This window comes from Paenibacillus sp. JCM 18996 (genome assembly GCF_055392555.1).
In genome coordinates this window covers 3598075-3623575 of the sequence record NZ_AP043884.1, presented here as the reverse complement: position 1 = coordinate 3623575, position 25501 = coordinate 3598075, and the positions used below count along the sequence as shown (strand labels likewise).

At 51.1% G+C, this 25501-nt stretch carries 24 protein-coding genes, 1 pseudogene and 1 riboswitch; of the genes and pseudogenes, 5 read left to right on the top strand and 20 right to left on the bottom strand.

The genetic code is table 11. The annotated features are described in order from the left end of the window. Nucleotides 1-153: 153 nt before the first annotated feature. The 4 genes from ACZ5N7_RS17785 to ACZ5N7_RS17770 form a co-directional block, all read right to left on the bottom strand. Nucleotides 154-1008 carry a PhnE/PtxC family ABC transporter permease gene (locus ACZ5N7_RS17785; protein ID WP_464655955.1) on the bottom strand — a complete coding sequence of 285 codons (855 nt, stop codon included), beginning with the start codon at nt 1006-1008 and terminating at the stop codon, nt 154-156. Beyond that, nucleotides 1008-1808 carry a phosphonate ABC transporter, permease protein PhnE gene (gene phnE / locus ACZ5N7_RS17780; protein WP_464655954.1) on the bottom strand — a complete coding sequence of 267 codons (801 nt, stop codon included), beginning with the start codon at nt 1806-1808 and terminating at the stop codon, nt 1008-1010. The genes ACZ5N7_RS17785 and phnE overlap by 1 nt, the downstream gene beginning before the upstream one ends. Beyond that, on the bottom strand, nt 1801-2595 hold the full coding sequence (gene phnC / locus ACZ5N7_RS17775; RefSeq protein ID WP_464655953.1) for a phosphonate ABC transporter ATP-binding protein: 795 nt from the start codon (nt 2593-2595) through the stop codon (nt 1801-1803). The genes phnE and phnC overlap by 8 nt, the downstream gene beginning before the upstream one ends. Before the next feature lie 72 nt (nt 2596-2667). After that, complete coding sequence (locus tag ACZ5N7_RS17770) at nt 2668-3639, bottom strand: phosphate/phosphite/phosphonate ABC transporter substrate-binding protein (protein ID WP_464655952.1); 972 nt, start codon at nt 3637-3639, stop codon at nt 2668-2670. A gap of 291 nt (nt 3640-3930) precedes the next feature. On the opposite strand from ACZ5N7_RS17770, the gene ACZ5N7_RS17765 reads away from it, so the two are divergent. Next, the gene (locus tag ACZ5N7_RS17765) at nt 3931-4086 is read left to right on the top strand and encodes a hypothetical protein (RefSeq protein WP_464655951.1); all 156 of its coding nucleotides are present in this window, start codon (nt 3931-3933) and stop codon (nt 4084-4086) included. 299 nt (nt 4087-4385) lie between these two features. Here the strand turns inward: ACZ5N7_RS17765 and ACZ5N7_RS17760 are convergent, their stop codons facing one another. The 3 genes from ACZ5N7_RS17760 to ACZ5N7_RS17750 form a co-directional block, all read right to left on the bottom strand. Further along, nucleotides 4386-5606: an ArnT family glycosyltransferase gene (locus ACZ5N7_RS17760; protein ID WP_464655950.1), complete on the bottom strand. Its 1221-nt coding sequence runs from the start codon at nt 5604-5606 to the stop codon at nt 4386-4388. Nucleotides 5607-5741: 135 nt separating this feature from the next. After that, entirely contained in the window at nt 5742-6119 is a 378-nt protein-coding gene (locus ACZ5N7_RS17755; RefSeq protein WP_464655949.1) for a DUF2304 domain-containing protein, read from the bottom strand. Between the two features lie 4 nt (nt 6120-6123). After that, nucleotides 6124-6822: a glycosyltransferase family 2 protein gene (locus tag ACZ5N7_RS17750; protein ID WP_464655948.1), complete on the bottom strand. Its 699-nt coding sequence runs from the start codon at nt 6820-6822 to the stop codon at nt 6124-6126. Between the two features lie 241 nt (nt 6823-7063). Between ACZ5N7_RS17750 and ACZ5N7_RS17745 the strand changes: the two genes are divergently transcribed. Further along, the gene (locus tag ACZ5N7_RS17745; protein ID WP_464655947.1) at nt 7064-8059 is read left to right on the top strand and encodes an aldose epimerase family protein; all 996 of its coding nucleotides are present in this window, start codon (nt 7064-7066) and stop codon (nt 8057-8059) included. A 192-nt stretch (nt 8060-8251) separates the two neighbouring features. Here the strand turns inward: ACZ5N7_RS17745 and ACZ5N7_RS17740 are convergent, their stop codons facing one another. After that, the gene (locus ACZ5N7_RS17740; protein WP_464655946.1) at nt 8252-9697 is read right to left on the bottom strand and encodes an S-layer homology domain-containing protein; all 1446 of its coding nucleotides are present in this window, start codon (nt 9695-9697) and stop codon (nt 8252-8254) included. A gap of 123 nt (nt 9698-9820) precedes the next feature. Between ACZ5N7_RS17740 and ACZ5N7_RS17735 the strand changes: the two genes are divergently transcribed. After that, nucleotides 9821-10735 carry a phosphotransferase family protein gene (locus ACZ5N7_RS17735; RefSeq protein WP_464655945.1) on the top strand — a complete coding sequence of 305 codons (915 nt, stop codon included), beginning with the start codon at nt 9821-9823 and terminating at the stop codon, nt 10733-10735. A gap of 129 nt (nt 10736-10864) precedes the next feature. Further along, nucleotides 10865-11024: riboswitch (cyclic di-AMP (ydaO/yuaA leader) on the top strand. A gap of 5 nt (nt 11025-11029) precedes the next feature. Beyond that, the gene (locus ACZ5N7_RS17730; protein ID WP_464655944.1) at nt 11030-11818 is read left to right on the top strand and encodes a LysM peptidoglycan-binding domain-containing protein; all 789 of its coding nucleotides are present in this window, start codon (nt 11030-11032) and stop codon (nt 11816-11818) included. A 445-nt stretch (nt 11819-12263) separates the two neighbouring features. On the opposite strand, the gene ACZ5N7_RS17725 is transcribed toward ACZ5N7_RS17730, so the two are convergent. The 12 genes and pseudogenes from ACZ5N7_RS17725 to ACZ5N7_RS17670 all read right to left on the bottom strand — a co-directional run bounded on the left by ACZ5N7_RS17725 (nt 12264) and on the right by ACZ5N7_RS17670 (nt 24418). Continuing rightward, complete coding sequence (locus ACZ5N7_RS17725) at nt 12264-12623, bottom strand: MATE family efflux transporter (protein WP_464655943.1); 360 nt, start codon at nt 12621-12623, stop codon at nt 12264-12266. Nucleotides 12624-13431: 808 nt separating this feature from the next. Next, nucleotides 13432-13515: pseudogene (locus ACZ5N7_RS17720) on the bottom strand (IS200/IS605 family transposase); the annotation flags it as partial. 208 nt (nt 13516-13723) lie between these two features. Further along, nucleotides 13724-14476, bottom strand: a complete 753-nt coding sequence (locus tag ACZ5N7_RS17715) for a glycerophosphodiester phosphodiesterase (protein WP_464655942.1) — start codon at nt 14474-14476, stop codon at nt 13724-13726. A 29-nt stretch (nt 14477-14505) separates the two neighbouring features. Beyond that, on the bottom strand, nt 14506-15810 hold the full coding sequence (locus ACZ5N7_RS17710) for a CehA/McbA family metallohydrolase (RefSeq protein ID WP_464655941.1): 1305 nt from the start codon (nt 15808-15810) through the stop codon (nt 14506-14508). Between the two features lie 36 nt (nt 15811-15846). Beyond that, nucleotides 15847-16716 (bottom strand): carbohydrate ABC transporter permease, encoded by an 870-nt coding sequence (locus tag ACZ5N7_RS17705; protein WP_464655940.1) that lies wholly within the window; start codon nt 16714-16716, stop codon nt 15847-15849. A 10-nt stretch (nt 16717-16726) separates the two neighbouring features. Continuing rightward, nucleotides 16727-17590, bottom strand: coding sequence for an ABC transporter permease subunit (locus tag ACZ5N7_RS17700; protein WP_464655939.1), 864 nt, complete (start codon nt 17588-17590; stop codon nt 16727-16729). Nucleotides 17591-17782: 192 nt separating this feature from the next. Continuing rightward, complete coding sequence (locus ACZ5N7_RS17695) at nt 17783-19189, bottom strand: extracellular solute-binding protein (protein WP_464655938.1); 1407 nt, start codon at nt 19187-19189, stop codon at nt 17783-17785. 31 nt (nt 19190-19220) lie between these two features. Then, on the bottom strand, nt 19221-20228 hold the full coding sequence (locus ACZ5N7_RS17690; RefSeq protein ID WP_464655937.1) for a LacI family DNA-binding transcriptional regulator: 1008 nt from the start codon (nt 20226-20228) through the stop codon (nt 19221-19223). Between the two features lie 679 nt (nt 20229-20907). Continuing rightward, nucleotides 20908-21564 carry a PspA/IM30 family protein gene (locus tag ACZ5N7_RS17685; RefSeq protein WP_464655936.1) on the bottom strand — a complete coding sequence of 219 codons (657 nt, stop codon included), beginning with the start codon at nt 21562-21564 and terminating at the stop codon, nt 20908-20910. Nucleotides 21565-21567: 3 nt separating this feature from the next. After that, nucleotides 21568-22146, bottom strand: coding sequence for a hypothetical protein (locus ACZ5N7_RS17680; RefSeq protein ID WP_464655935.1), 579 nt, complete (start codon nt 22144-22146; stop codon nt 21568-21570). A gap of 189 nt (nt 22147-22335) precedes the next feature. Further along, entirely contained in the window at nt 22336-23754 is a 1419-nt protein-coding gene (locus ACZ5N7_RS17675; RefSeq protein WP_464655934.1) for a sensor histidine kinase, read from the bottom strand. Further along, entirely contained in the window at nt 23744-24418 is a 675-nt protein-coding gene (locus ACZ5N7_RS17670; protein WP_464655933.1) for a response regulator transcription factor, read from the bottom strand. The genes ACZ5N7_RS17675 and ACZ5N7_RS17670 overlap by 11 nt, the downstream gene beginning before the upstream one ends. Before the next feature lie 277 nt (nt 24419-24695). Between ACZ5N7_RS17670 and ACZ5N7_RS17665 the strand changes: the two genes are divergently transcribed. After that, the gene (locus ACZ5N7_RS17665; protein ID WP_464655932.1) at nt 24696-25424 is read left to right on the top strand and encodes a hypothetical protein; all 729 of its coding nucleotides are present in this window, start codon (nt 24696-24698) and stop codon (nt 25422-25424) included. The last annotated feature ends 77 nt before the right edge of the window (nt 25425-25501 follow it).

Sequence of the window (25501 nt, the reverse complement as noted above, 5' to 3'; positions counted from 1 at the left end):
ACCTTCACCGGCAATGGGCTGCCTTCTGCTTACGAACACAGTGTAACTTGTCGCCAAGTTGGAAAGGTTAACGCAGTGTAAGACGAATATTAATAAATTAATAAGACGAAAAAAAGTGACGAAGGACGGATTCATCCTGCATCACTTTTAAAATCAAATCTTCATCCTTCGTTTTATCGCAGTAAATGTGAGCTCAAGCGAGTAAGCAAACACGAACACCATGAGGATCGCAAGGCCGGCGCGGCCGAAGTGGTACCCGGTCATACTGGCGGCGATGGAATAACCTATTCCCCCTCCGCCTACCATTCCAAGTATTGCGGATTCGGCAAAATTAATCTCAAACCTCATCGCTCCCCATGCGATCAAGGCTGTGATCGACGCAGGCAGGACCGCGCTGAAGAAAATCTGGATGCGACCCGCTCCTGTAGCCTGCAGCGCTTCGATAATATCCTGCGGGACCTCTTCAAAAGACTGCGCGAACGCTCGCGCAAAGAATGCTGCCGCATGGAAAGACAGTCCGATAATGCCGGGCGCAGGGCCAAATCCGATGCAGGCAAGCGCGAGCAGAACCCACACCGGAGTAGGCACGGCGCGTATAAATGAATTATAAGCTGAAAGTGCCGCGGCCAGCTTCCGGCTGGGAGTGATATTCCTGGCCATGAAAGCGCCCATTACAAGGCCGGTGACCAGGCTGTACAAAGTGGAAAGAATGGTGACCGCCACCGATTCGGCAAACGCCGTGAGCACAAGCCCGATATTGCTGAAATCGAATTTCGACAAATCCGCAAACACTCCCGCAAGCTTGCCCATACGGGACAGAAGCTTCATCCATTCAATATTCAGACTTAAAATCGAGGCGACCGAAATGACTGCTATTATGGCCATGAACAAATTTAACGGACGGTCGTATTCGGGATTGTTTATGATGATCTTTCCAGAACTGCTTGCCTTTCCGGGCGAAAACTTATCATTATTATCCCGGACATCAGGTGCATATGAATCATTCATCAGACGAGCACCTTCTTTCTGAGCCAGTTAGTCGTCAAGTCCACAAGAATAACTACGACAGCGATAGAAAGTATAATGGCGCCGGCCACATGATATTTAAAAGACTTGATATAGGTCATCAGCACAAGCCCGATTCCTCCTCCGCCGACCATTCCTACTATTGTGGACGCCCTGATGTTAATCTCAACGGAGTAAAGAAACCAGGAAATATAGCCCGGGATTACAGCCGGAATTACTCCCTGGGCCAGCTTTTGAAAGAAATTGGCCCCTGTCGCGTCCATCGCCTCTAATGTTTCCGTTCCTGCTTCATCTATCGTTTCGATATACGTCCGGAGAAGAAAACCGAAGGTTTCAATCATAAGCGCGATCAAACCTACCGAAGTACCGATCCCGAAAGCCCCGACAAGAATAAAAGACCAGACGAGTACAGGAATGTTCCGCATAAACGAACCTATCGCGCGTACCGCTTTCGCAAGCCACGGGGAAGGCGATGTAAGACTCGAGCCAAGAAACGCAAAAACAAAAGCGAAGCAGGACGCTATAAAAGTGGCCGCCAGCGCCATTTCTATGGTCTGCAGCATCGCCTCCCAGAGCCCGTGCACTCTCATAATATCCGGAGGCCAAAAGTCCTGGGAGATAAAGTTCCAGAAAACCCTGCGTTCTTTTATAATTTCAAAAGGATTGTACTGCGTAAAAGCAGTAGCTGCCGTAAAAAGAACAACGATGAGAATCAACGCGAGGGTGTAGTACTTTTTTTCACTGCGGCCAACTAAAGGCAGGCGTTTCGGCTTTTCAGACAATGGCCTGTACCTCCTCGTTGATCATCAGATTATCCATGGAAGTATTATAAATTTCTTCAATCATTTGATTGGTAAGCTTGGAAGGCGGTCCGTCAAAAACGAGCCTCCCCTGGCGTATGCCGATAATCCTGGTTGCATATTCTTTGGCCACGTGAACCTGGTGAAGGTTGACAATGCAGGAGATATCCCATTCCTGTGTCAGATTGCGGATCAAATCCATAATCACCTTCGAGCTGTTAGGGTCCAGGGAAGCAATCGGCTCGTCGCACAGAAGCAGGGACGGCTCTTGCATAAGCGCGCGGACTATGCCGACCCTTTGCTTTTGGCCTCCGGACAACTCGCTGGCCCTCCTGTACATATACTCCAGCAAGCCTACTTTTTCCAGCAGCTTCAGAGCTTTCTGCTTATCTTCTTCCTTATAGCGGCTCAGCACGCCTTCCATTGTCGACATGTAGCCGAGCCGTCCGTGCATAACATTCTGCATTACGGTCAGGCGATAAACCAGGTTGTAGTGCTGAAAAATCATTCCGATGCGCCTTCTGGCTTCCCGGATCTTTCGGCCCCGGATGTGGCTGATGTCTTGTCCCTCGAACAGGATCCTGCCCTCCGTGGGCTCAACCATACGGTTAATGCATCTTAGAATCGTCGACTTTCCGGCACCCGAGGGCCCGATAATAGCCACAAATTCACCTTGTCCCAGTTGAAAGCTGACATCCTGCACGGCCGCCGCACCCGGACCGTAGGATTTGGTCAAATGCTCTATTATTAAAGGTTTGTTCAATTTCATCGCCTCCTGCACAAAGGGCAAAGGGGATGTCCCTTTGCCCTGTTGCCCTATATTCGTTTGTCACATGACATATTACAGACCGAACTTTTTCCTCAATTCGTAGATATCTTTGTATGCAGCATCGTCGATCGAAGCATAACGGATCTTTTGTCCGGGCTTCTGGCCTACGAAATTCGTAAAATATTTTTCGTTATCGTATTTCAGGAGAAAATCTTTGACTGATTTTTTCACATCGTCAGGCAGGTCGCTGCGGATCGCTATCGGAGAACCTGGAATCATGGAGGACTTGGCAATGATTTTCACGGCTTCCGCGTCCACTCTTTTGGCTTGAATCTCGCGCTCATAGATATCGGAAGCGACCGGAGCGGCGTCAAGATCTCCTTTGGCTACGGCTTGCAGTCCGTTTTGGTGCGCTCCGGAGAAGGTGACGGATTCAAAGAACTTTCCATTGGTATGCAGGTCCTCGAAGGTCAGTTTGCTGTCGTTCAGAGCCTTGAGGATTTCAAAAGAAGGCACCAGGTTGCCTGAGGTGGAATTTGCGTCGACGAAAGCGAACTTCTTGCCTTTCAAATCGGTGATCGCATTGATTTTGTCGTTCTTTTTATTGGCAACAATGTAGGAATAGTAGCCGCTGTTTTCTATTTTACCGTCAAGGGCCGGCGCCACCAGAGCCTCTGCCTTTGCGCGCTCGTGAGCCTGCGAGTAGGAAAGGGGTCCGAAGTTCGCAATATCCGCTTTGCCTGTTCTCATAGCCTCGATTGCTGCGTTGTAGTCGCTTGCGAGAAATTCTTTTACTTTTACATGGAGAGCAGCTTCCAGGTCCTTTGCTAAGCCTTGGCGGGATTCAGCCAGTTCCTCTTTTGCCTCATTCGGAAGATAAGCTATCACCAGTGTATCCACCTTGGATTGCTTGTTGTCGGAGGCAGCCGTACCGCTTCCTTGTGCTGGACTTGGGCTGGATGCCTGATTTTGAGTGGTGCCGCATGCTGCCAATGAAAAAGCCGTGAAGATGGAAATAACCGACAACGCCGCTTTCTTGAACATTCTATCTCTCCCCTAAATAATAGTTTTTCAATCTACAGTCATAGTAACTTTAATTTATTAAATCTATGTATGTGCACTGTAAAAAGGAAATGAATTTTTTGTTAACATAGAATTTCATCAGTATCAATTTGCGGAGGGTGAAAAATAGCAGGTAGGCGCTCCCGATGTGCTGTTGACTTAAAGTTGACTTTAACCTATATACTCTATTCATCCAATCAGCTCGCAAGGATAAAGCGGCAGTGAGTTGCATAATTTTAATGAAATCCGCGCATACTTTCCCAAAAAAGGAGAATGATGATGACGGAGAATAACTACGAAACGTTGGGCAACCAAGCAGAATTAACGGAGGAAGCGAGCTACCACCCCGGCCTCGAGCCGGGAGTAGACTTTATTTACGGCGGCGACCAGGATCAATATACGGAGAAAGAGCAGGAGAACAACGAGTAGCATTGTAAAAGGCTGTCCCTATCGGTTAATTTGACGGAGGGATAGCCTGATCTCTGCCTGGGTTCTTACTCGTTCAAGCGCTTTGTTTATAGTTTGTATGAGACGTGAAAAAAACCGTCAGGGCAAAAATCGCCTGGCGGTCCTTCTGATATGTTCCATAATACTGCGTATAGCAGGGGAATTGGGGCAATGCCGAATGTTCTAGGAAAATTGATGCGCTGGCGTCTTTTAGGGAACTTGGTGCGGTACCGCCATGCTTAATTAACCATAGGCTGCGGCCAAGTCTGAGTGTGCGGCAGCTAAACAACTCCTGCGGCGTTCTTTTTCCTGCTGACGATGAACCGCAGCGAACCTGCCACAGCTTGGGCTAAGCCCAGCATCAGGAACGGCATCATACCGTACGAATAACGGTCAACGGCGACAAAACAGCTGTGGATGGCCAGTAATAACAGCCCGGTCACGAATAAATAAGCGGCGGAGCGGTTAAAAAAGCTCATGACCGCAAGACTCACCCAACCTGCGCAAGCGAGCAAATAGTGCAGCTTTAGTTCCAGCATGTCAAGCCATTTGGGTATATATAACGGATAGGGCCCAACCCATCTGTGAAAAAAAAACACCTTGAACTTGCCGACCGTATACCAGCGTATCCACAGCCACGGATCCTCGCGCAGCCCCTGCTTCAGCCGTCTTACTCCTTCGGCGAACTGATCTTCGGGGTTGATATTCGACCAATCGATTGTACCCCTATCGTACGGGTCGGTCCCCCCCAGAAAGGGATTGCCGGACTCCCCCTTCGCGATCGGGATGAATTCATGGAAAGTGATGAAGTTGCGGATCCACCACGGCATCATCACAACGGCAAAAGCGGCCACCGCTCTGACAATCATCGGGAGAAAGAGCTTCCGGTGGCGGATCCAGAGAAACACATACGGAATGACCGCCAAAGGCAGAATGTTCGGACGGATCAGTACCGTGACCGCGAGCAGGACGCCCATCAGGATGTGGTCCCCCGGACGGTTCTCCTGGATCACTTTTACCTGCAGATAGAGAAAAGCTGTGAAACAGGTAAGAAAAAGAACTTCTGTTAAAATGAGCGTCGCCGACATGACATACTGGGAATACACGGCGGCGAAAAAAGCGGCCAGCACACCTGTTGCAGGGTGGAACAAGCGCGCGCCCAGCTTATACATAAACCAGACCGCCCCCACACCGATAAAGCATTGCGAAAGCCTTACAGCCATCAGGCCGTGTTCCAGCGGATGGTAGCCGAACAGACTGAACACAGCGGCAAGAAACACCGGCAAACCCGGCGTGACCAGCGTATTGGGCATCGTATCCCTGTAAGCGTAAATGCCTGATTCCAACCAACGTAAAGTCAAATTCACGTATTCCAGCTGGTCAAAAACAAGAGGCTGATAGTCCATGCTGAGCACAATGTGGAACCGTAAAGCAAGAGCAATCAGCATGATTATCCAAACTGCATAATTATACAGAGGGCTGTATGACCGGCTTCTGTTCATTTCGACACTCCTTGCGATATACTCTTCTGACAGTCCGTTTTCCCCAAAGCGCGGTTTACCAAAAGCACGATGCTCCCTGCGAGCGCCGCGGCACAACGGGCGGCCAGACTTCTCCTCACGCAAAAACGCCTCTCGTCATTCGGCGCGAGAAGCATCCGGGCCATCGGAACCGGCAGATTCTTCGTCTCCGAGCTTGGCCTTAAGCAGCGCTACTTCCTGGACGAGGCGCGTCATTTTGCGGTGAAGCTTGGAAATTACGATCGTCAAATGCATGATAAAAATCAGAGAAAACAAGAGTCCCACAAAAAAAAGGAACGAAGGCGCATAATAAATATGAAGAAGGCCCGATGCGAACTCCAGAATGGGCGGGAACAAGCTGAACAAAAGCATGATCAAGCCCAGGACGAGCCAGAGCAGAGCATAACGTTCAGCCAATTTTTGCCTGCGGATCAATTCCACGGTAAACAGCACGAAGGCTGCGCAAAAAAAGACGGACACCAAATAAATGTTCATTATGTTAAGTCACATTCCTTATACGAGTAATCAGGACCGCAAGAGATACCTTGAGCATGTAATAAAACGACTTCAGCGGGGTGATCGACGAACGCCCTGCCGCCCGGTTGTGCATTTGCACGGAGGTCTCTTTTACACGGAAGCCCATACGTTCAAGCAGCACAACAGCCTCCACCTCCGGGTAGTCATCCGGGTAATAACCCGCAAAGACGGCGATCACCGGTTTATTGACTGCGCGAAAACCCGAAGTCGGATCGGTGATCCGCTTGCCTACCGTCCACTTGATCATCCAGGAGAAGTAACGGATCCCTGTACGGCGGGACAGGCTCGAACGGTACTCCGTCTTTTCGACGAAACGCGACCCGACGCAGCAGTCTGCTTGACCTTCGGCCACAGTGCGCACCACCTTCTCCAGATCGGCCGGGTCATGCTGCCCGTCGGCATCGATTTGAGTGGCGATATCGTATCCATTTCTATATGCGAACAAATATCCTGTCTGCACCGCTCCGCCGATCCCCACGTTCACAGGAAGGTCCACCACAAAAGCAAGACCCGTCTCCCGGGCCGTCTGGCTTGTACGGTCTGAAGACCCGTCGTTGATGACGACGATATCCATGTCGGGATGGTGCTTTTTGATTGAGCGGATCACGGAACCGATCGATTTTTCCTCGTTGTATGCAGGTATGATGACCAGCTTTTTCATTTCGTTCCCCCTTTGAGAGACACACTTCCGAACGCGCCATTTAATGGACGCACGACCGTCTACAATTGTTGCGCAAAACAAAAAAAAAGTGAACAGGTAAAATATAGTGACCATTAACGCCAAAAAAAGCGATTGAAACAGTCAAGTGAACCTGGGTTTACGCTTTCACCAATCAGGCCATAGAGGAATAACTCCTCCTTTTATGATACTATTAATCTATTACTACCATAGGGAGGAAAATATGTCCACTAAACCAAGAGCATTCGAGGAGTCTTATCAGGGGGAGAGCGCGGTATGGCTGCAGGCCGGACCTTACGAGGCTGCGGTTCTGCCCGACACCGGCGCTAATCTGATCGCCTTCCGGGATATCGAGAAGCAGTATACCTTTTTGAAGGAGCCTTTGGCGGACGAAATGGAAGCGTTTAAGAACAACCCGATCATCAACGGCATTCCGGTGCTGTTTCCGCCCAACCGTTATGAAGACGGCAAATTCCCCTGGAACGGCAAAACCTACGAATTCCCGGTGAACGAAAAGAGCACGGGAAACCATCTGCACGGATTTTTGCACAACATTCCCTGGGAGGTCGAATCCTTCGGGGCCGATGAGACGGAAAGCCGGGTCACGCTGGTGCTGCATATACGTGAAGGCCATCCGGTGTACAGCTATTTCCCGCACACTTTCACGGTAAGGCTTCGCTATACGTTGAGCGGGCAAGGACTGTTTCAGCATGTGACCGTGCGCAATAAAGGCAAAGACCGCATGCCCTGCCTGCTCGCGTTCCACACCTCCATTAACGCGCCTTTCGTTTCCGGCGGATCCGCTTCGGATTACCGTTTCCGTATGACGATCGGCGAACGCTGGGAGCTTGACGAACGGATGCTGCCCACGGGAAAATATCAACCGCTCAAACAGGAAGAAGAGCTCATGCGCGGACAGGGCGTCTCGCCTTTCTTCGAGCCGATGGACAACCATTATACTTCCCGGCCGCAGGACGGCCGCAACCGGATGGAATTGACCGACTCGCGCAACGGGGTTACTCTCGTTTACGATGTCGGCACGGCTTACAAGCAATGGATGATCTGGAACAATAACGCGACGGAAGGATTCTTTTGCCCGGAGCCGCAAGTGAACCTGGTGAATGCTCCTAATATGGACCTCCCAGCCGAACAGATCGGCCTGATTGGCCTGGAGCCCGGGGAAATTTGGGAAGAAACCAGCCGGCTCTACATCAAATAATTCATCCGGCTGGTCACTGGTGCCTGGCTGATTGGCATGATGGCCCGGCCAGCCAGCCCTGAGAATGCTTGCATGGATTGGGCCGGTTCGCACTCATGGCCCTCGGGATTGCCGGCAGGCAGCGCCGGGGGCTTTATGCTGCGGAATGGCGGCAAAGTTCTCCAATTAGGGGGCTTAAGAGATACCGCCCTTCTAATCCTTAAGGCTATACCAGCTTTCGTAGTCGTGGACTGCATATCCCTTGAAAGAGGCGCGGCCATGGATCGTACCGATGACTTTATCCATCTCCCGCAGCATCAAAGCCTGTCCATAGGGATAAAAGGTGATGGGCCCTTCGCTGCTCGGCCGTGTTTCGACGGCGATGATAATGCTTCCGCCTTGTTTCTCCGCTGCGTTCAGTTCATTCTCCACGATGCTGATAATATCGGCTGCATTGTCACGGTAAGCCATCAGGGTGACCTGGTCCAGCCTGCGGATCATCCAGTCGGACAAAGGGATTTGTGCGCCGTTCCCGTCGGATACTTTCAACATTTCCAGCCAGAACGGCAGCTGAGCACCAGCAGTCAAGCCGGGGGCGCCTGTTTTCACTTCTTTGACGAAAGTGTCTACCGTATCTCTCCATAAGCCCAGCATCCTGTCTGTGTCCTGCTGCCACACAGGCAAAATGTACGGCTCTACGTCCAGACAGATTCCTTTAAGCTGCCGGTTGACCGCAGCGCCTGCATTATAGGTTTTAACCCAGTCGACAAGCTTGTCCATTTTATTCCGGTTCTCCGGCAAAATCCAGTCGGGCGCTCCGCCCAAAGCGTGGACTTCCATGCCAAGCGTGCCGGCTTCCTCGATAAAGCTGCCGTAATCCTGCGGGGCAACATCCGGATCCATCTGCAGGTAAACGAGATTGACGCCGTTTTTATGAAGAAACTGAAACACTTCGGCTTTATTATTCAGAAGCTGGCCGGTATTCCATAAATAAGTGGCTTTATACATCGGTTTCTCTTGAGTGAGGTATGTCTTCACATACCCTGGCATCTCCTTCATCGCCAAATCAAGCAGCGCAGCCATTTCTTGACGGCTCATCGGTTCCTTGGGACGGTAGGACCATACGCCGGAAGCCATCTTAACGTCCGCTCCGTACCATTTATGGGAAATCACGCTGCTGACCGCTTCCAGCGCCCAGGTGTCGGGCTTTTCCTTAAAGCTCGAGCTTGTGTCGGGATACAGCCCTTGTTTACGGGCATATCTCCAGACCATGGCGGCGGCCTCCTGCCTGGTGACGGGTTGATCCGGCAAAAATGCCGTTTCCGTTGCACCGTCCACGATACCCGCTTCATAAGCGGCACGTATATACACAGAGCCCCAATGGCCCCCGATATCCGTAAACGGAACCCGGCCCCCATTGTCGTTCAACCGAAAAGCACCCGCCGCAAATTTGGCAAACTGCGCCCGGCTCATGGCCTGTTCGGGACCGAATAACCCGTCAGCAATGCCGTCCGCGATCCCCAGCTTCTTTAACTCTTCAATATAGGGAAGATAAGGACTTGTTCCCGGTATGTCCGTAAAATCCGCAGCAGACGCAATTACATTTGACCAGATGAACGCATTAATGACGACACACAAAATGATGGAGATTTTTTTCATTCCAGTTCCTTTCCCTGCCACATTTTTAACCGATACCAATTATAATCCATAATTAACGAATAAACCCATGGTAATATCGACCAAAAAAACGTCCTTAGGACAAGAGCGGGAGGCTGATGGAGGATGAGTACGTTTAAACCGGAAATGAATATCAGCACGGCGGAAGCTTTTTTGCAAAAGCTTTTGAACGGGCCGGTTTCCCGTCTCCATCCGATCGAAGGAGGGGAATTGAGCAAAGTTTTCAGCTACAGCCATCAAGACAAGGAATTCGTCATCCATTTTAACGGCAGCGGGGAAGGCTTTGAGAAAGAGCGGTATATACATGAAACGTTCTCATCACAGGGCATACCGGTTCCGAAGGTGCTGGAGGTCGGCAGGGCGGGCGAATTATACTTTTCCATTGCGGAAAAAGCTCCTGGACGGTCGATCGTCAGCTGCCCGCAAAATGAAGTGAAGGAGATTCTGCCCGACCTGGTAAAACAATTCTCTGCAATCAACCGGGTCTCCCTGGGCAAGTCCAAAGGTTACGGGTGGATCCAGCCCTCGGGAGACGGAGTTTATGGCAGCTGGCTGGAATTTCTCGAGTCTTTTTTTCTGAAAGAGCAATCCGGTTTTTGGGAAGGTTGGTATTCGCTGTTTGAGCATAGTTTCCTGGAGCGGGATGTATTCGAGCACTTGTATGCCATCATGATGGACCTCGCCAAATGTTCGCCCGGAGAACGCTATCTCGTGCACGGAGATTTCCACTTGGGGAACATGCTGACGGACGGGCGCACCGTGACCGGCATCGTCGACTGGGAAATGGCCATGTACGGAGACTTTGTGTTCGATTTGGCCACACAGCATCTATGGACCCCTCAGCTGCAAATTCCTCAAATGGTGCGCGATGTTTGGACGAGCGAGGGGCGCGAGATTCCCAAATTCGAAGAAAGGCTGCGATGTGCCCTGCTCTTCAAAGGATTGGACGGCCTCAGGTTCTACGCCAAGAAAGGCGACCGCAATGCCTACGGCATGGTAAAAAGCGAGCTGCTGCGCTGACGGACTGAATACCTGCGGCAATGCAAGCTGATGGCTGAAACAACCCCCTTATTACCCAATAAAACGCAGGCTTAAACATTTTACCAATAATTACATATTCATCAAAAAAGAAAGGTATGGTACGATAAATCTCGAAAAATGCCAAAACTTTGGAAGGATTTCCATGTTTCCAAAGTGCGGGGGAGAGCTTCATGACGCAGCCGCGTCTTTGGGGTGAATCGCTTTAGCGAAGGGATGTATCCTCATCCCAAACCCGACAACTAACCTCGCAGGCCCATTAAAAGGAGGAGCAACATGAAACGGTTCACCAGGAAAACTTTTTTTACTCTGGCATTAGGTCTATCGATCGCAAGCATTGCGACACCCGCATTCGCAGCAACTTACCAGGTTCAGCCCGACGATACTATGTGGAAAATTGCAACAGCCAAAAATATTCCGCTGGAGTCGATACAAAAGGCTAATCCGGGAGTAGATCCATTGAACCTGCAGACAGGGCAAACCCTGAACCTTCCCGATGTCCGCTACACGATTCAGGAGGGAGATACGTACTGGATTATTGCGAACAAGCTGAAGCTTCCTTTAAAAGAGCTGATGGCCGCCAATCCGAAACTCGATCCTCTGAATTTATACCCCGGCTTAGTGTTGACCCTGCCTTCCGCAGCCCCCGTTAAGGCGAACACTGTTCAGGCCAGTCAAGCATCAACGTCCGCAAATATCATTTCGGCATCTGCGAATACCGTGAATGTTTCCGGACAAGCCCTGCCTTATAAGAAGATTATGTCGATGACGGCCTCCGCTTATTCGGATTCCCCTGAAGAGAACGGATGGGGAGCTGTCGATTATTATGGCAACCCGCTGAAGCTGGGAACCATTGCTGTCGATCCTGCCGTCATCCCGATGGGATCCAAAGTTTTTATTACCGGCTATAACTTCAAAAACTTGCCTGACGGCGGGCTGGTTGCCTACGCTACGGATCAGGGAAGCGCGATTAAAGGAAACCGCATTGATATTTTCATTCCCGGTCATAGAGATATGGTAGCCAATTTTGGTTTCCAGGACGTGCAGCTGTATGTGCTGCAGTAAATAACAAAAGAGTGTTCCGGCTTTGTGGCCGGCGCGCTCTTTTTTTCTTCGATGGAAAGGATTTAGACAAATACCGAGATTGGATAGCTATTAGGAAATCCGTATTTTCTCTTGCAATAAGGAAAATTATAGTTTATTTTTCAAGTAGTTCCAATTATAAACGATTTAAAAGAGCGATTGCAATTGGAATGGGAGGCATGCAGATAAATTAGACAAATTTAGAATTTCAACTCACTTTGGAACAGGCTCAGCTGGAGTTGGATTATTCTTACACCGTTTAGCTAATGCCGAACAAAAGATAGGTAACTTTAATTTCACATTGGATAGTATCTTATTAAAGTCCCCATGGAATCCTAGACAAAACTGACTCATTTAAGGGCTTACAGCAGCCACTACATTTCTACTAGTGTACTTTTCGCATGAAATTCATCAGGGGAGATTATCACTATCCTTTGATCGATAATCCAGATTCCATATTATTAACCAGTATTTTCTTTTCCCACACACGGCTCTTCCAACGGATGGCCAGGAGAATCGCCCTGCACCATTCATCGATTGCCATTGTCCACCACAATCCAGTGAGTCCCATATGGAATCGTAGGCAAAGCAGGTATGCCAGAGGTATACCTAATAAGAACGGGAAGATGATTGCCATCAATGCTGAAAATCGGACATCGCCCGATGCTTTTAACGACTGTGTAATGATCAGATTAAAGGTACGTCCTGGTTCGAGAATGATACAAATGAACAAAAGGGTAGTACCCATATTAATTATCTCGGTATTATCTGTAAAAATTCCAAACAAAAACTGTCCCGAAACTGCTGTTTTGTATTAAAACTATGTTCCTGTTCACCCCCAATTAAGAAAAAGGGTATCTCTCGGATACCGCTTCTGGTGTAGTGACTGTGCATACTCGCTGTGCGACAGCCTTCCGACGCATCTTCACCGTCGCTGCTCGCCAGCCCTCCAACAGATCATTACGCTAGTTGCACGCAAGCCCTTAGACGCATCAGTGTCGCTGGCTGGGCGCCAGCCCTCCGACACATCATCATCACCGCTCGCTGCACGCCAGCCTTCTGACACGTCTAACCGCTCGCTGCGCCTGGACTGTAATAGCAGCTATGCCGGCATAGCTATCCACCTGTTTCTTCCAATGCGCTTAAGAATACGCCTCCAAGTCTTTCCTATCATTAGCCTTTCCCCCTTCCCTAACTAAGTTTGACACCTTCGATACGTACAATGATAGTCAGATTATGTAAAATAAACTGTAGGATCAAATAAAGTTATTGTAAAAATGGCAGTCGCCCAATGAGAAAACTCTAGTCTGGTACTAACAGCTGCAATTTGCAATATGATACTGATTATCCTCGCGATCCTCGGTGTGTTTCCATATTGCTCTTGACTGTGGCGTGGATCAAGGTCACATAGATCCTCATTGGTATTGTGTTTCTGCTGTATATGGGCGCAGTCACTTGGGGGATCCCTGCTCCCGCCACCTCTTCCGAACGGAAGCCTTGATTATGTGGACCAGCGGGGTCTATGAAACAATAATAAAAGTGGTAATAGCACTTGACTTACACATTGGATTTCTACATCAATCTTCCACTGGTTTGACCCATACTTTTCTTCGATATCGTGGACAATAGGAGTTGATTAGGGATACGGTTGTTGCAGTTCTTCTATAGTCTAGTCCCATAGTCTGATGGTATCGGTATGAATATATAATCGCAACACAAAACTTGCAGAAATGTAGGATTAAATAAGCTGTCTAATGACAGCCCTTATCCTAAGCCGATTCATCCCATGCCTAAAGGCAAGAGCTTTCTCGGCTAGATTATGTAAATTTGCATTAATCACTTGCTGAGTAACACAATCGTTTACCATCTCATAACACGCAAAGAAGTTTATACCACTGTCTCCCGCTTCAACCGCACCAAAGCCTCCACGTTCCGTGTCGTAATAGAGTGCACGCCGGCGGCAAGAAAGCGCCTCATCTCCGTTTCCTCGTGTACCGTCCATACGTATACCGGAAGGCGATGCCCGGCAGCAGACTGCAGAAGCTCCGGTGCGACTGCGCTGTAATGAATGTTGATGCCAATGCATGCTGCGCTCAAGGCGTCTTCGCAGTTCAGCTTGACCGCTTCACTGTAAGGCAGGGTTTGAAAGTAGAGGTGTTCGGCATTCAGCAGCTTGCGCAGGCGCGGGTTGAGCTGTTGCACGATATGCGCCCGGCCGGCCTCGCAGCCGGACAGAAACACCTGATCAAGCAGTCCGTTCTTTTCCACCAATCTGGAAACAGGCTCGACGCAATCGTCGGATTTCAGGTCGAGATTCATTAGTTTGCCGGACGGCTGAATGAGGGACAGAGCCGATTCCAGCTTGATGATGCGCATCGTTTCTCCCGGCGCGCCGTTGTGGGCCTCTATATCCAGTTCGCTTAATTCGGCGTAAGTCATCTGTGAGATGCTGTACCTGGTTCCATCAGGCAGGCTCACAGCATCATCGTGCGCAAGTACAAGCACACCGTCCCGGGTGATTCGGATATCGTCCTCCACCACATCGGCTCCGTGCTTCAACGCGCTTTCGACTGAACGCAAAGTATTGTCCGGCGTTCCCATACAGCCGGTGTGCGCGGTAATGAGCGGAAATGTTTTCATAGGTCATTCACCTCGTCGGAAGAATAGTGTCAAATAGATTCCCCGAAATAGATCGGGTTCGTCATTGCGGCAAGCAGCAGCGCTCCTCCCGCTTCCTCAAAGCATCGCCAGACTTCGGCCCGGACATACTTCCGGCCTGTGGCCGTAAACTTCTCCTCAAGCGGGACCTCGCTGAGGTCCTGCGCCGCCGTTACCCATTCCCGCTCCAGTCCCCGATCGCTGATCAGGCGCACCCGGTCGCCGGCGCGAACGCCTTTGGCCCGCATGCTCACCGCATGGCCGGCAGGAATCACAGGCACAACGTCGCCTGTCATGTACTCACCGCAGCCGAGCTCCACAAAGGGCCCCTGCGGCCCATAAGCCATACACACCCGGCCTTTTGCTATGCCGGCAAGTATGCCTTGCACCGTCCGGGATTCCGCATAAACGAACGTCGTCGGCGAACCATGCCTCACAAACGGGTCGGGCCGGTGGGTATCGCTTCCTCCCACGGCCACCAACCGGCGGCCTTTCCGCAGCTGCCCGTCCCACCACTGCAGCGCGCGGTTGTTCGACTCCCGCCAAGGGCCGTTCCATACCTCTACCCAATCATGGTCCACAGTAAAGTCCCAAAGCCAAGGACAATAATCGCAGTGCGGATGGTTCAGCACGATACTCGCGCCTCGCTCTCGCGCCGTCCGCAGTCTGCGGTTAACGTCTTCTTGACCGGCCACACGGAAATCGTCCAACGGATCCGCTACTCCCAGCAGATTGGCATGGCCGAAATTCGTCGTGACCTCCATGCCCGGAATCATTACTAGCCCCGTACCACGGGGATAGGCAAAATTTTGACTGCACGTATTATGATCCGTCATCGCAAGAAAATCGCAGCCCAGCCGCTCCATCTCCGCCGCATTCTCCTCCAGCGTGAAGCTCCCGTCACTGTGCACGCTGTGCATATGCAGGTCACCCTTCAGCCAGCGGGGCGATTCCGTCACAAGCTCAACCGTGACCGTCACGGTGCAGCCTTCCTCGGGCACCTGGTACGCGTTGTGCAGCACCGCCCAGCCCCCCGGCTCGAGCCCGCCCGGCAGATACCCGGGAGTCGCCTGCTCCCGGCCGATCCGGAATCCGCTTCGCGCCCCGCCGCTCCAGCCTCTTACCCTGTGCACGTCCCTGACGCCGAGGTCGATCACCGCCTTTGCCTCCCCGTGGGATTGCACTTCATACGAAACATGAAGCTCCTCCACTCCGGCCGGCATTTCAAACGGAATCTCCACATACGATGACTGCTCCTGCCGCTCGATGCGGCGCGTGTACACTGCGGCGGCACCCTTTTTCCCGGAATTATTCATACGCTCTCCTCCCTCTCTGTGCACAAAGCCTGGTGTCTACTCCTTATTCGCTCCCACCATAATGCCTTTGACGAAATATCTTTGCACAAAAGGATAAATGGCGATCAGCGGAAGCAGGGCAATGACAATCCCCGCCATCCGGACATTATTTGTAATTATAAAATTGCTCGACGTGGCGTCGGTATCGATAATCAGCGACTTCAAAGCGATCTGCAGCGTGTATTTGGCATGGTTGTTGATATACAGCAGCGCAGGAGTGAACTGGTTCCAACGGCTGACGAACTCGAACAGCGAGACCGTAGCGAGGCCGGATTTGGCAAGCGGCATATAGATCCGGAAAAAGATCCTGAAATCCCCCGCACCGTCCATTCTCGCAGACTCCGCCATTTCTCCGGGCACCGATTGAAAGAAGTTGCGCATCAGCAGCACGCTGAATCCCGAAATGAGCCCAGAAATAATCAGTGCGTTGAGCGTATTCAGCAGCCCCAATTCCTTGTTGATCACATAAAGAGGAATCATAATCGCCTCGCCCGGCACCATCATGGTCACCAGGATTAGGGAAAGCATCAGCTTTTTGCCCGGCAGCCCCTTCTGCACCAACACGTACCCCGCCAGCGAGCAAAGCAGTACGTGTAGGACCGTGCCGACCGCCGTGACAATCACATTATTCATAAAAGGCACATACAGCTGCATCCGGCTCCACACCGTCGTAAACCCCTGTACCCCGAACTGCTTCGGCCAAAGGACGATCCCCGGCTGCATCGAAGCGAAATTGGTGGAAAAAGCGAGCGCCAGCGTATTGAGAAAAGGAATGATCATCGTCATAATAAGCAGCAGCAGAAAAAGCAGATTGACTGTGTCGAACACCCGGCTCCGCCAACCGGTATAAAGCCCGTATCGCATCATGGAAACCTCATCACTCCTCGTCGTAACGAATCAGCAACCGCACGGCAAACGTCAGAAGGAAAGTGGCCAGAATCACCAAAAATCCTGCAGCCGTCGCAGTCCCGACCTTAAACTCTAACATGCCTTTTTGATACGTATACATCATGACCACATCTACTTTCTTTGCAATAGCGCCATTGCGCATAACCATAATCTGGTCGAACATTCTGAGGATGCCAAGCACATTGAGAATGATCACTACTTTCATCGTCGAAACAAGCTGCGGGAGGGTCACAAAACGGACCAGCTGCCAGCGGTCGGCTCCGTCGATTCTGGCCGCTTCGTACAAAGAGGGATTGATCCCAATAATTGCCGCGAGATACAGGATACAAGTGAAACCCATCTCCTTCCAGACGGAGGTCAGCACCATCACCCATCTTCCGTACGTCTCCACGGACAGGAAGCTGATTGGCTTCGCCGCCCCGAATGCCTTCATAATCTGATTGACGATGCCCGTATCCGGAGAAAGCATCAGAATCCACATGCCCCCGACTACGACCCAGGAAAAAAGATGCGGCAAATAGACGACCATCTGCGTTATTTTTTTGAACCACTTGGCAAACACTTCGTTTAAAGACAGCGCGAGCAAGATAGGCATGACAAAACCGATAACCAGCGTCCCTCCACCGATAACCAGCGTATTCTCAAGCGCGTCCCAGAACGCTTTGTCCTTGAGTACTGACATATAATTATCGAAGCCGACAAAAGGGCGGTTCCCGATCAGCCGGAAATTCTGGAACGAAATGATGAAGCCGCGCACCAAAGGATAATAGGAAAAAACAAGGAAATACGCCATAACGGGCAACATCATCAGGTACAGCATTTTGTATTTCAATACCGCTTTCAGAAGGAGTCACCGCCTTTATTAGAAAATAAGTTTATTGTTTCGGATCCCCGCAAAGTAATAGCGAAAATCCCTCCTCAAGGCATTCCCACTGCAAAAACATGAGACGGGAGCATGTCCGCATTGTCCCCCTTCCCGGCGAGACTTCGCAAACATACTCCCTCCCTTGTGAAAGATCACTTCTTAATCGATCAGTTTATTTGCTTTCAGCTCTTCACGCATTTTTTTCACCGCTTCGGCAGCCGGCATCTGGCCTTGAATCGCCTTGAATGAGTAGTCGTTGATAATCTTTTCGGCGTCTTTCCATTTCGGAGGAGTGAGCTCCAGTGAACCGTATTTGGTGACCAGATCCTGCGCTTCCTGCACACCAGGAAGCTTGCCGAACGGAGGTTGGACGTTTTTGTTGTACCAGAAAGGAACCCCGTGGTCCATGCCGTGATCTTTGCCGGTTTTGGTCAGCTCGTACTTGCCGTCTTTTTCCGTGTAGTCGTTATCCTTGATCCCCAAGCTTCCCAGCATAATGCCGTCCTTCGAGTGCCACCACTCGATAAACTCGAACGCAGTCTTCGGATGTTCCGCATTGTACGGTATCACCCAAACGTCAGGATCTCCGCGCCGCAGCATATTTTTCCCGTCCGGACCGACAGCACCCGGCAGCCCTTTGGCCTCAAAGGCCGTATTAGGATCCTGCTCCTTGCGGGTGTTGTTGAACATGCCGACCCAAGCGTCCCAGTAAGTGATCATGCCCACACGATCCGTGAGAAAGAGGTTGCGCATTTTGCCGGAGTCGTTAGTTGCGAAATTCGGATCGAGGATGCCTTCTTTATACAGCTTTGCAAGCCACTCGTAGACCGGAATGGCGGCGTCCGTGGAGTACGGCACATCCAGCTTTCCGTCCTTTTCCACATAACGCTGCTTCAAGCCTGCGGCGCTGAAAAAGCCCTGCAGCTCATACATTCCCGCGGTCGACAACCCATAAGTGTCCTTTTTGCCGTTGCCGTCCGGATCCTGTTCCGTGAAAGCTTTCAGCACTTTATAATAGTCGTCCAGAGTTTTCGGTTCTTCAAGGTTCAGCTTCTTCAGCCAGTCCTTGCGCACGATCGGCATGGTGCCGCCCTGGAACTTGGTGAATACGCCGTAAATTTTGCCGTCCTTGGTGCGGACCTGGTCCCACTCCTGGGTAGGGATCACGTTCGGATCCTGCAGTGTCTTCGAGTTCTTCACCTGATCCGTCAAAGGCGTCAGAATGCCCTGCTCGATGAATGTGTTCATTCTTTCCTTGCTCGTCTGGATGAGGTCGAACTTCTCGCCGCTTGATATAGCCGTAAGCAGCTTCTGGTCGAAGTCGGAGGCAGGATGGTCCAGCTTTGTTTTAATGCCGGTGAGGCGCTCGATCTCTTTCTCGAAAAGCGTATTCTCGTCAGGCGTCTTGCCCCCGACAACTCCGGCAATGATGTGCAGGGAGCGGTCCTCTTTTTTGGTTGTGTCGGACTGCTGCGCTCCATTAGTCGAATTGCCGCAGCCTGTGAGTACTCCGCCGAACATAACTGAAGCCATTAGGGCGCCCAGCACTTTACGGTTTGTGTTCATGGATAATCCTCCTGTATGTAGTGAACTAAAATCAATTACGGCTTGAATCCCGCACGATAAGCCTCGCGTCAAGGATGCGGCGCTCTACGGCGCCGGTTCCCTTCATCAGCTGCACTAAAAGACCGGCCGCTTCCATACCCAATGCTTCCCCAAACAAATCCACCGTCGTCAGCTTGGGCGCCATTTCCTGCGCCAGACGGGCGTCATTGCTCAGCGCAATAACGGACAGCCGCTCCGGAATCGAAAGGCCAAGCTGCCGGGCCGCATGGTAGACACCAAGCGCCACACGGTCCGTATCCGCAATTACCGCTGTAAAATCCAGACCGCTGTAAGCCTCGTGCAGTGCCATACGGCCATAATCGGTGCTGTTGCTGTGGACGGCCCGTGAATAATGGAGCACAAGCTCCCGGTTAAACGGCACTCCCCGTTCGGCAAAAGCACGCATCAATCCGCTTTCCCGATCCGCCGCAACCGTCATGCCTTGAGAAGCGTTTAAGAACAGTACCTTCGTATGCCCTTGTTCCAGCAGATGCAGACCGACCTCGTAAGCCAACCTTTCGTTATCGTTGTCGACATATGAGATCGTGGAGTCCAAAGGATCGGGCCTGCCGACAAGGACAAGCGGGATCCCCATCTGAGTCAAACGGGCAATTCTCCGGTCTTCCTTGGTCGGATTCATCAGTATGACTCCGTCCACGGGATCGATGGAGAAAGAGACCGGATCGTCATCTTCGGGCAGCGTATCGAGCAGCACCCGATAGCCCTCCTTGGACAGTTCCTTAGTAACCCCGTTGATCATCTGGATCTCAAATCCGGACAGCGCGCCGTCCTTGGACAGCGGCATCTTCAAGCCGGCGATCATTGTTTTGCGAATGGCCAAGCTGCGCGCCAAATGGTTGGGGTAATATCCCAGCTCCCGCGCCACCTCAAGAACCCGTTCCGTCACCTCCCGGCTGATCGGTCTCTTCCTGCTGAACACACTGGAAACCGTCCCTTTGGACACGCCGGCCGCTTTCGCGACATCATCTATTCTGGCCATCGTGTCCCTCCTGCCGCTTGCTTTTTCAATTCATTAAACCGGTTTAACGATCTTTCTGTTACCCATTATAAAACTCGCCCAATCGACCTATCGACCGCTTTTCGTTAACTGCACGTAAAGGTTTTATTAAGATGAAAACACAAAGTAACCCCGCTGACCTCCATCAAAGGCGGAAAAGGATGGGGATGGAAAGAAATCGTTCTCCACGAAGATAGCAAAGAAGAATGATTTAAGGGAGCTTGTTGCAGTTGTCCTTGAATTAACCATGCTTAAAGGAGTGAAAACCCAGGTCATTATGACGACACATAGCCCCTATTTCCTAGATGAATATATCCATAACCCAGAATCGGTATATGTGATGGAGAAGGGTGGGTAATGTGAAGGGAGCAAGTGTAATCCGATTAGAAGAGAGGAAAGATCTTGAACTAGCCAAGGAACTGTACTCCCAATCGCTAGGCGTGCTGAGGTATACTGGCTTAATTTCTAGGAAAAAAAGATCAAGGAAGCGTACAACTTTAAACTTAATACTTCTCTTAAAAAAACAAAAATACACCAGCGCGGACTTGGTAAAATTGGAAGTAGCCTGCAACCAAAAATACCAAGACGCTAGGTGCATTTTCATGGTCTTGCATTTAGAAATCCTACTGTACCATTCGGTAACTAATTAACCTCTTTTACCCTACCGAGCCTTCGCCTCTTTCAACTCCCGCAAAGCCGACTGCACTTCAACCTTAACCTTCTCATCGTCATACGCGCCGTTCAGCGTGCGGTGCGCCCGCTCGCTGGCTTCGGCTCCGGCTTCCATCCGCCATACTCTCGCTTCCAGCCTCGAGCATTCTTTCAGCAGCCTGTCGGCTGAGAAAGATCGCAGCGACGCGTTGGTCTCTTGTATCGTACGGGCCGCGTTCAGTCTGGAAGTAAGGACGAGCTCCTTATACTGCAGTTCGGCGTGAGCCTCTTTGAGCTTTTTGAACTGCTCGGTCAATGTAGTGACCTGGCTTTGAAGCGCTTCACGTTGGCTTTGATAAGCAACCAGCCTTTTTTCATGGCTGATCCGGTCCTGCAGTGCCATCTCGGCAATGTTGTCTTCCTCGCGGTCGACCGCAAGCTCTGCTTGACGGGTACGCTTCGCGATAGTTTTCTCGGTCTCGCCGATCAGCGCGTCCAGCTTTCTTTCCGCAAACAGCTGATTGGCCAGCGCTTCCTGCGCCTTTGCCATCTGCTCCTCGAGCTCCCGTGTGTAAAGCTTCAGCATGCTGACGGGATCTTCCGCCTTATCCAGCAGATTGTGTATATCCGCGGTGACAATATTTTGCATACGTTTAAAAATTCCCATTTTCTATTCCCCCTTATGGTTTGACTCATTCTTCTCAGATTCGTTGCCTGCCTTGTTGGCCTTCTGTTCCCACTCGTCAAGAAAATCCGGATATGTTTTCGCCTCGTAAAAATAAGGCGCATCCACCGCTGCCGACTCACCGCTGTTACGGGTCAATTTATAAATGAAATAAGCCATCAAAGCGAGCACCGGAAGAGCGATCACGATCGGAAGCAGTGTAACCACGCCTGCGGCAGTAAGCAGTATGCCGGTCCATTTGCGGAATTCCGACCGGCCGGATATTCTCCAGAGGAACAGTCCCAGCAGCAGAAGGCCTATTTGCGCAGCGACCGCTATGATTCCGGCACCTTCTTCATGTTGTCCATAGTGTCCCATCTCCGCGTGAACATTTTCTCTGTATCCCTGGTGACCGTGTCTAAACATCTCTGCGGTGCTGTGGCCCTCGTCCAAGGCTCCGTATTGCCGGGCCATTTCCCCTGTATGCGAATGCACTTCAGCCATATTCATAACCACTAACAGCACTGCACCGCAGATTAAAAAAAGCAGCCCGGCCAGCATCCATCTTTTATACCTTCCATTCATCTCTTTCACCTCCTTGCCGTGTAAATGGCTTGTCCTTACAAAACCAAATGTACGGCAGAATGGTGAAATGACGGTGAAAAGGCAACTGTGTTTTTCGACGCGCAATACTTCTTTTTTTCCCCACAGCAATGCCGCGGCTACAATACTTATGACGGATCCCTGTTTGTCAATTTGTGTCCTTCTTGTCCTTCACTGCAATGCCGCAGATTCAGCTGCTTGCTGCAGAGGCACGGTGACGGTAAAAAGGCTGCCCCGCGCCGGAGCTCCGGTGACTGAGATCCTGCCCCTGTGCGCCTCTACAATCCATTTCGCGATCGCCAGCCCCAGACCGTGCCCTCCCTGGTCGCGGGAACGGGATTTGTCCGCCCGATAAAACCGGTCGAAAATTCTCTCACGGTCCTCCGGAGCAATCCCCGGCCCCGAATCCTCCACCGACATGTGCAGGACGGGACGTTTTTCGGCGTTTACAACGGCAAGCCCAATCTTCACTTCCCCGTTTTCCGGCGTGTACTTGATCGCATTATCCAGCAAAATGTACAGCACTTGGTTCAGCTTCCCGAAATCGGCACGCACCATAACCTTCTTGGGAGCGCGCAGCTGCATAGAGATTTCTTTGGATGCGGCAAGAGCTGCCATGGACTGCAGGGTCTTTTCGGCGTGAGGCCGGAAGTCGCCCGTTTCCATTGCAAGCTCCAGCTTGCCGGAATCGGATCGGGCCAGCAGCAGAAGGTCTCCGACCAGCTTGGCCATACGCTTCACCTCATCCTTCATGTTGGAGAGCAGCCCTCGGGAGAACTCGTCCCGCCCCTCTTCTTCCATTTCAAGCGTATTGATCGAGGACAGCAGTACGCTGAGCGGCGTCCGAAGTTCATGCGACGCGTCTGCGACGAATTCACGCTGCCGTGTATAGGACCGGACAATCGGGATCATGGCCTTGCGCGACATAAAACGGCCGACCCACAACGCAGCCACCGAGAAAATCACAGCCAATCCCACCAGAATGATCAGCAGCCACTGAAACAATCTGGAAGTGGAAGAAATATTATTGCCGACATAGAGAGTGCCTGCCAACTGTTCGCCGATCATGATCGGACGGGCGGTCATAATGAATTGGATATCCTGCTTGTCCGGCGGCCCCAATCTTCTGCCGTCCTCCTCATTCCCGCGGCCGCCTAACTTCAGAGTCCCGAATTGAAACTCACTGCGGTCAGGCTCCCACTGCTGAACAAGGTGCAGAAGCTCCGGACGCTGCCTGCCGAAGATTTCCGCGCCTCCGATCAATTGGCCGTCAGGGCCCAGCACATAATAAAACAGCTGATTGTTTCCCGTGATCACAAGATTCGGATCGTCCACTTCGAAGTGGTTCCTTCCCTTGGTATGTGTCCAATAATCACGGATAACGTTAGCTTCCTGATCGGCCAGCATGCGTATATCGTCCTTCTGCTGGTTCGAGACGACCGTGTGAAGCAGCAAATACACAATTATGATGAACAGGAACAAAAAAACCGTCAGCAGCCCGGTGTACAGAAGCGTCAGCCGGTTTTGCGTACGTATGAATAAATCTTTGGCGAGCCCTCGCCGAATACGGGAAACCATATTAAATTTCAAGTTTATATCCCACCCCGCGAATGCTTTTGATCAAATCTTGTTTGCCGTAGCCGATCAGCTTTTTGCGCAGCAGTTTGACCGTGGCGTCGACGATTTTGGCCGATACTTCCGAATCCAGCCCCCATACCCGGTCGAGAATAAGCTCACGCGGCAAAGCATGTCCTTTATTCTGCACTAGCAGGTCAAGAAGATGAAACTCCCGCGGGCTTAATTCCGTTTTGTGCCCTTGGCGGCTGATCGTATGGCTGCTTCGATGCAGCACTAGATCTTCGATATGTACCTCTTCTTCTATAATGGGGGCATAATTCCGGCGGCTCAAAGCCCTCAGTCTGGCCCACAGCTCCTCAAATTCAAAAGGCTTCACCAAATAATCGTCCGCCCCGGATTCGAGCCCCACCACCCGCTCGTCCAGAGCGTCTTTCGCCGTCAGCAGCAGAGTGGCCCCCGAGTAACCTTCTTTGCGCAAACGGCGGCACACGCCGACCCCTTCGCATCCGGGCATCATCCAGTCCAGAATGACCACGTCATAATGGGCCGCGACCGTATAATCATAGGCGTCTTCGCCGTCGGTGACCCAATCCACCGTGTTTACGCCCTTTTTCTTCAGCATGTGCACCATCAATTCTCCCAACCGCTTATCATCTTCCGCGAGCAGTATATTCATGCAACATCAGTCTCCTTTTATATGGGGCTCCCCGCAAACTATCCCGGCATCAGCTTCGCAGTTATACGTAATTTTCTGGGCTTAGTTGGCAAGTTTGTTGCACCATTATACCGGCCCCGGATGAAAAGAACATAAAGACAACCTTTAAATAGAATTAATTTTCCCTTGGCAAAATTGTTCTGCATTCCCGTGCGCTTTTCACCGTATTTTCACCAAACCGGGCTATATTGATGGTGCAGCCGTGAAACAAACCAAATTATTAGAGGAGTGATGTAAAATGAACAAAAAATTGCTGCCTATCGCATTAGGTCTGACACTCGCTATGTCCGGTTCCGTTTTTGCCCAATCGAACACGAATACTGCCCCACCTGCTGCCGGAACACAGTCCGCTTCAAATGCAGCCCAGGACCAGGGCCCAAAAGGCCGCCATCACGGCGAAGGCTTCAAACACGACGAACAGCAAAATGCACAGCTGCTTTCACTGCTGAAAATTGACTCTGTGAAGCTGAAGGAACAGCTGAAGGCCGGAAAATCTCTCGCAGATCTCGCGGCTGACGCAGGAATTGACAAGCAGCAGGTGATTGATCTGCTCGTGAGCCAGGAAACGACTGAAACAGATGATGCGATGAAAGCCGGTAAAATCACTCAAGCGCAGGCCGATCAAAAGAAAGCCAACCTTGTGGACCATATCACCAAGGAAGTGGATCAAAAGGGATTCGCCGGACGGGGTGAATTTGGACGAGAAGGCCGCGAAGGGAAAGGTAATTTAAATGAAGCAGCCTCCATCCTAGGAATGACTCAGCAGGATCTGCTTATGCAGCTGAAGGCTGGTAAAACCTTGTCCCAAATCGGACAGGATAAAGGAGTCAGTGAAGATCAATTGGTAAACTCACTGCTGGATAAAGAAAAAGCGCGGATCCAGAAGCAGGTAACCACCGTTTGGAAAGACAAGCAGGCGAACGATCCGAAAGCGGCGGATGGAGAAACCGTGGACGGCGCTCAATAACCTATACTTAAAAAAGAAGGCTGTTGCTCAAGAAGATGAATTTTCTTGAGCAACAGCCTTCTTATATTTTTACTGGA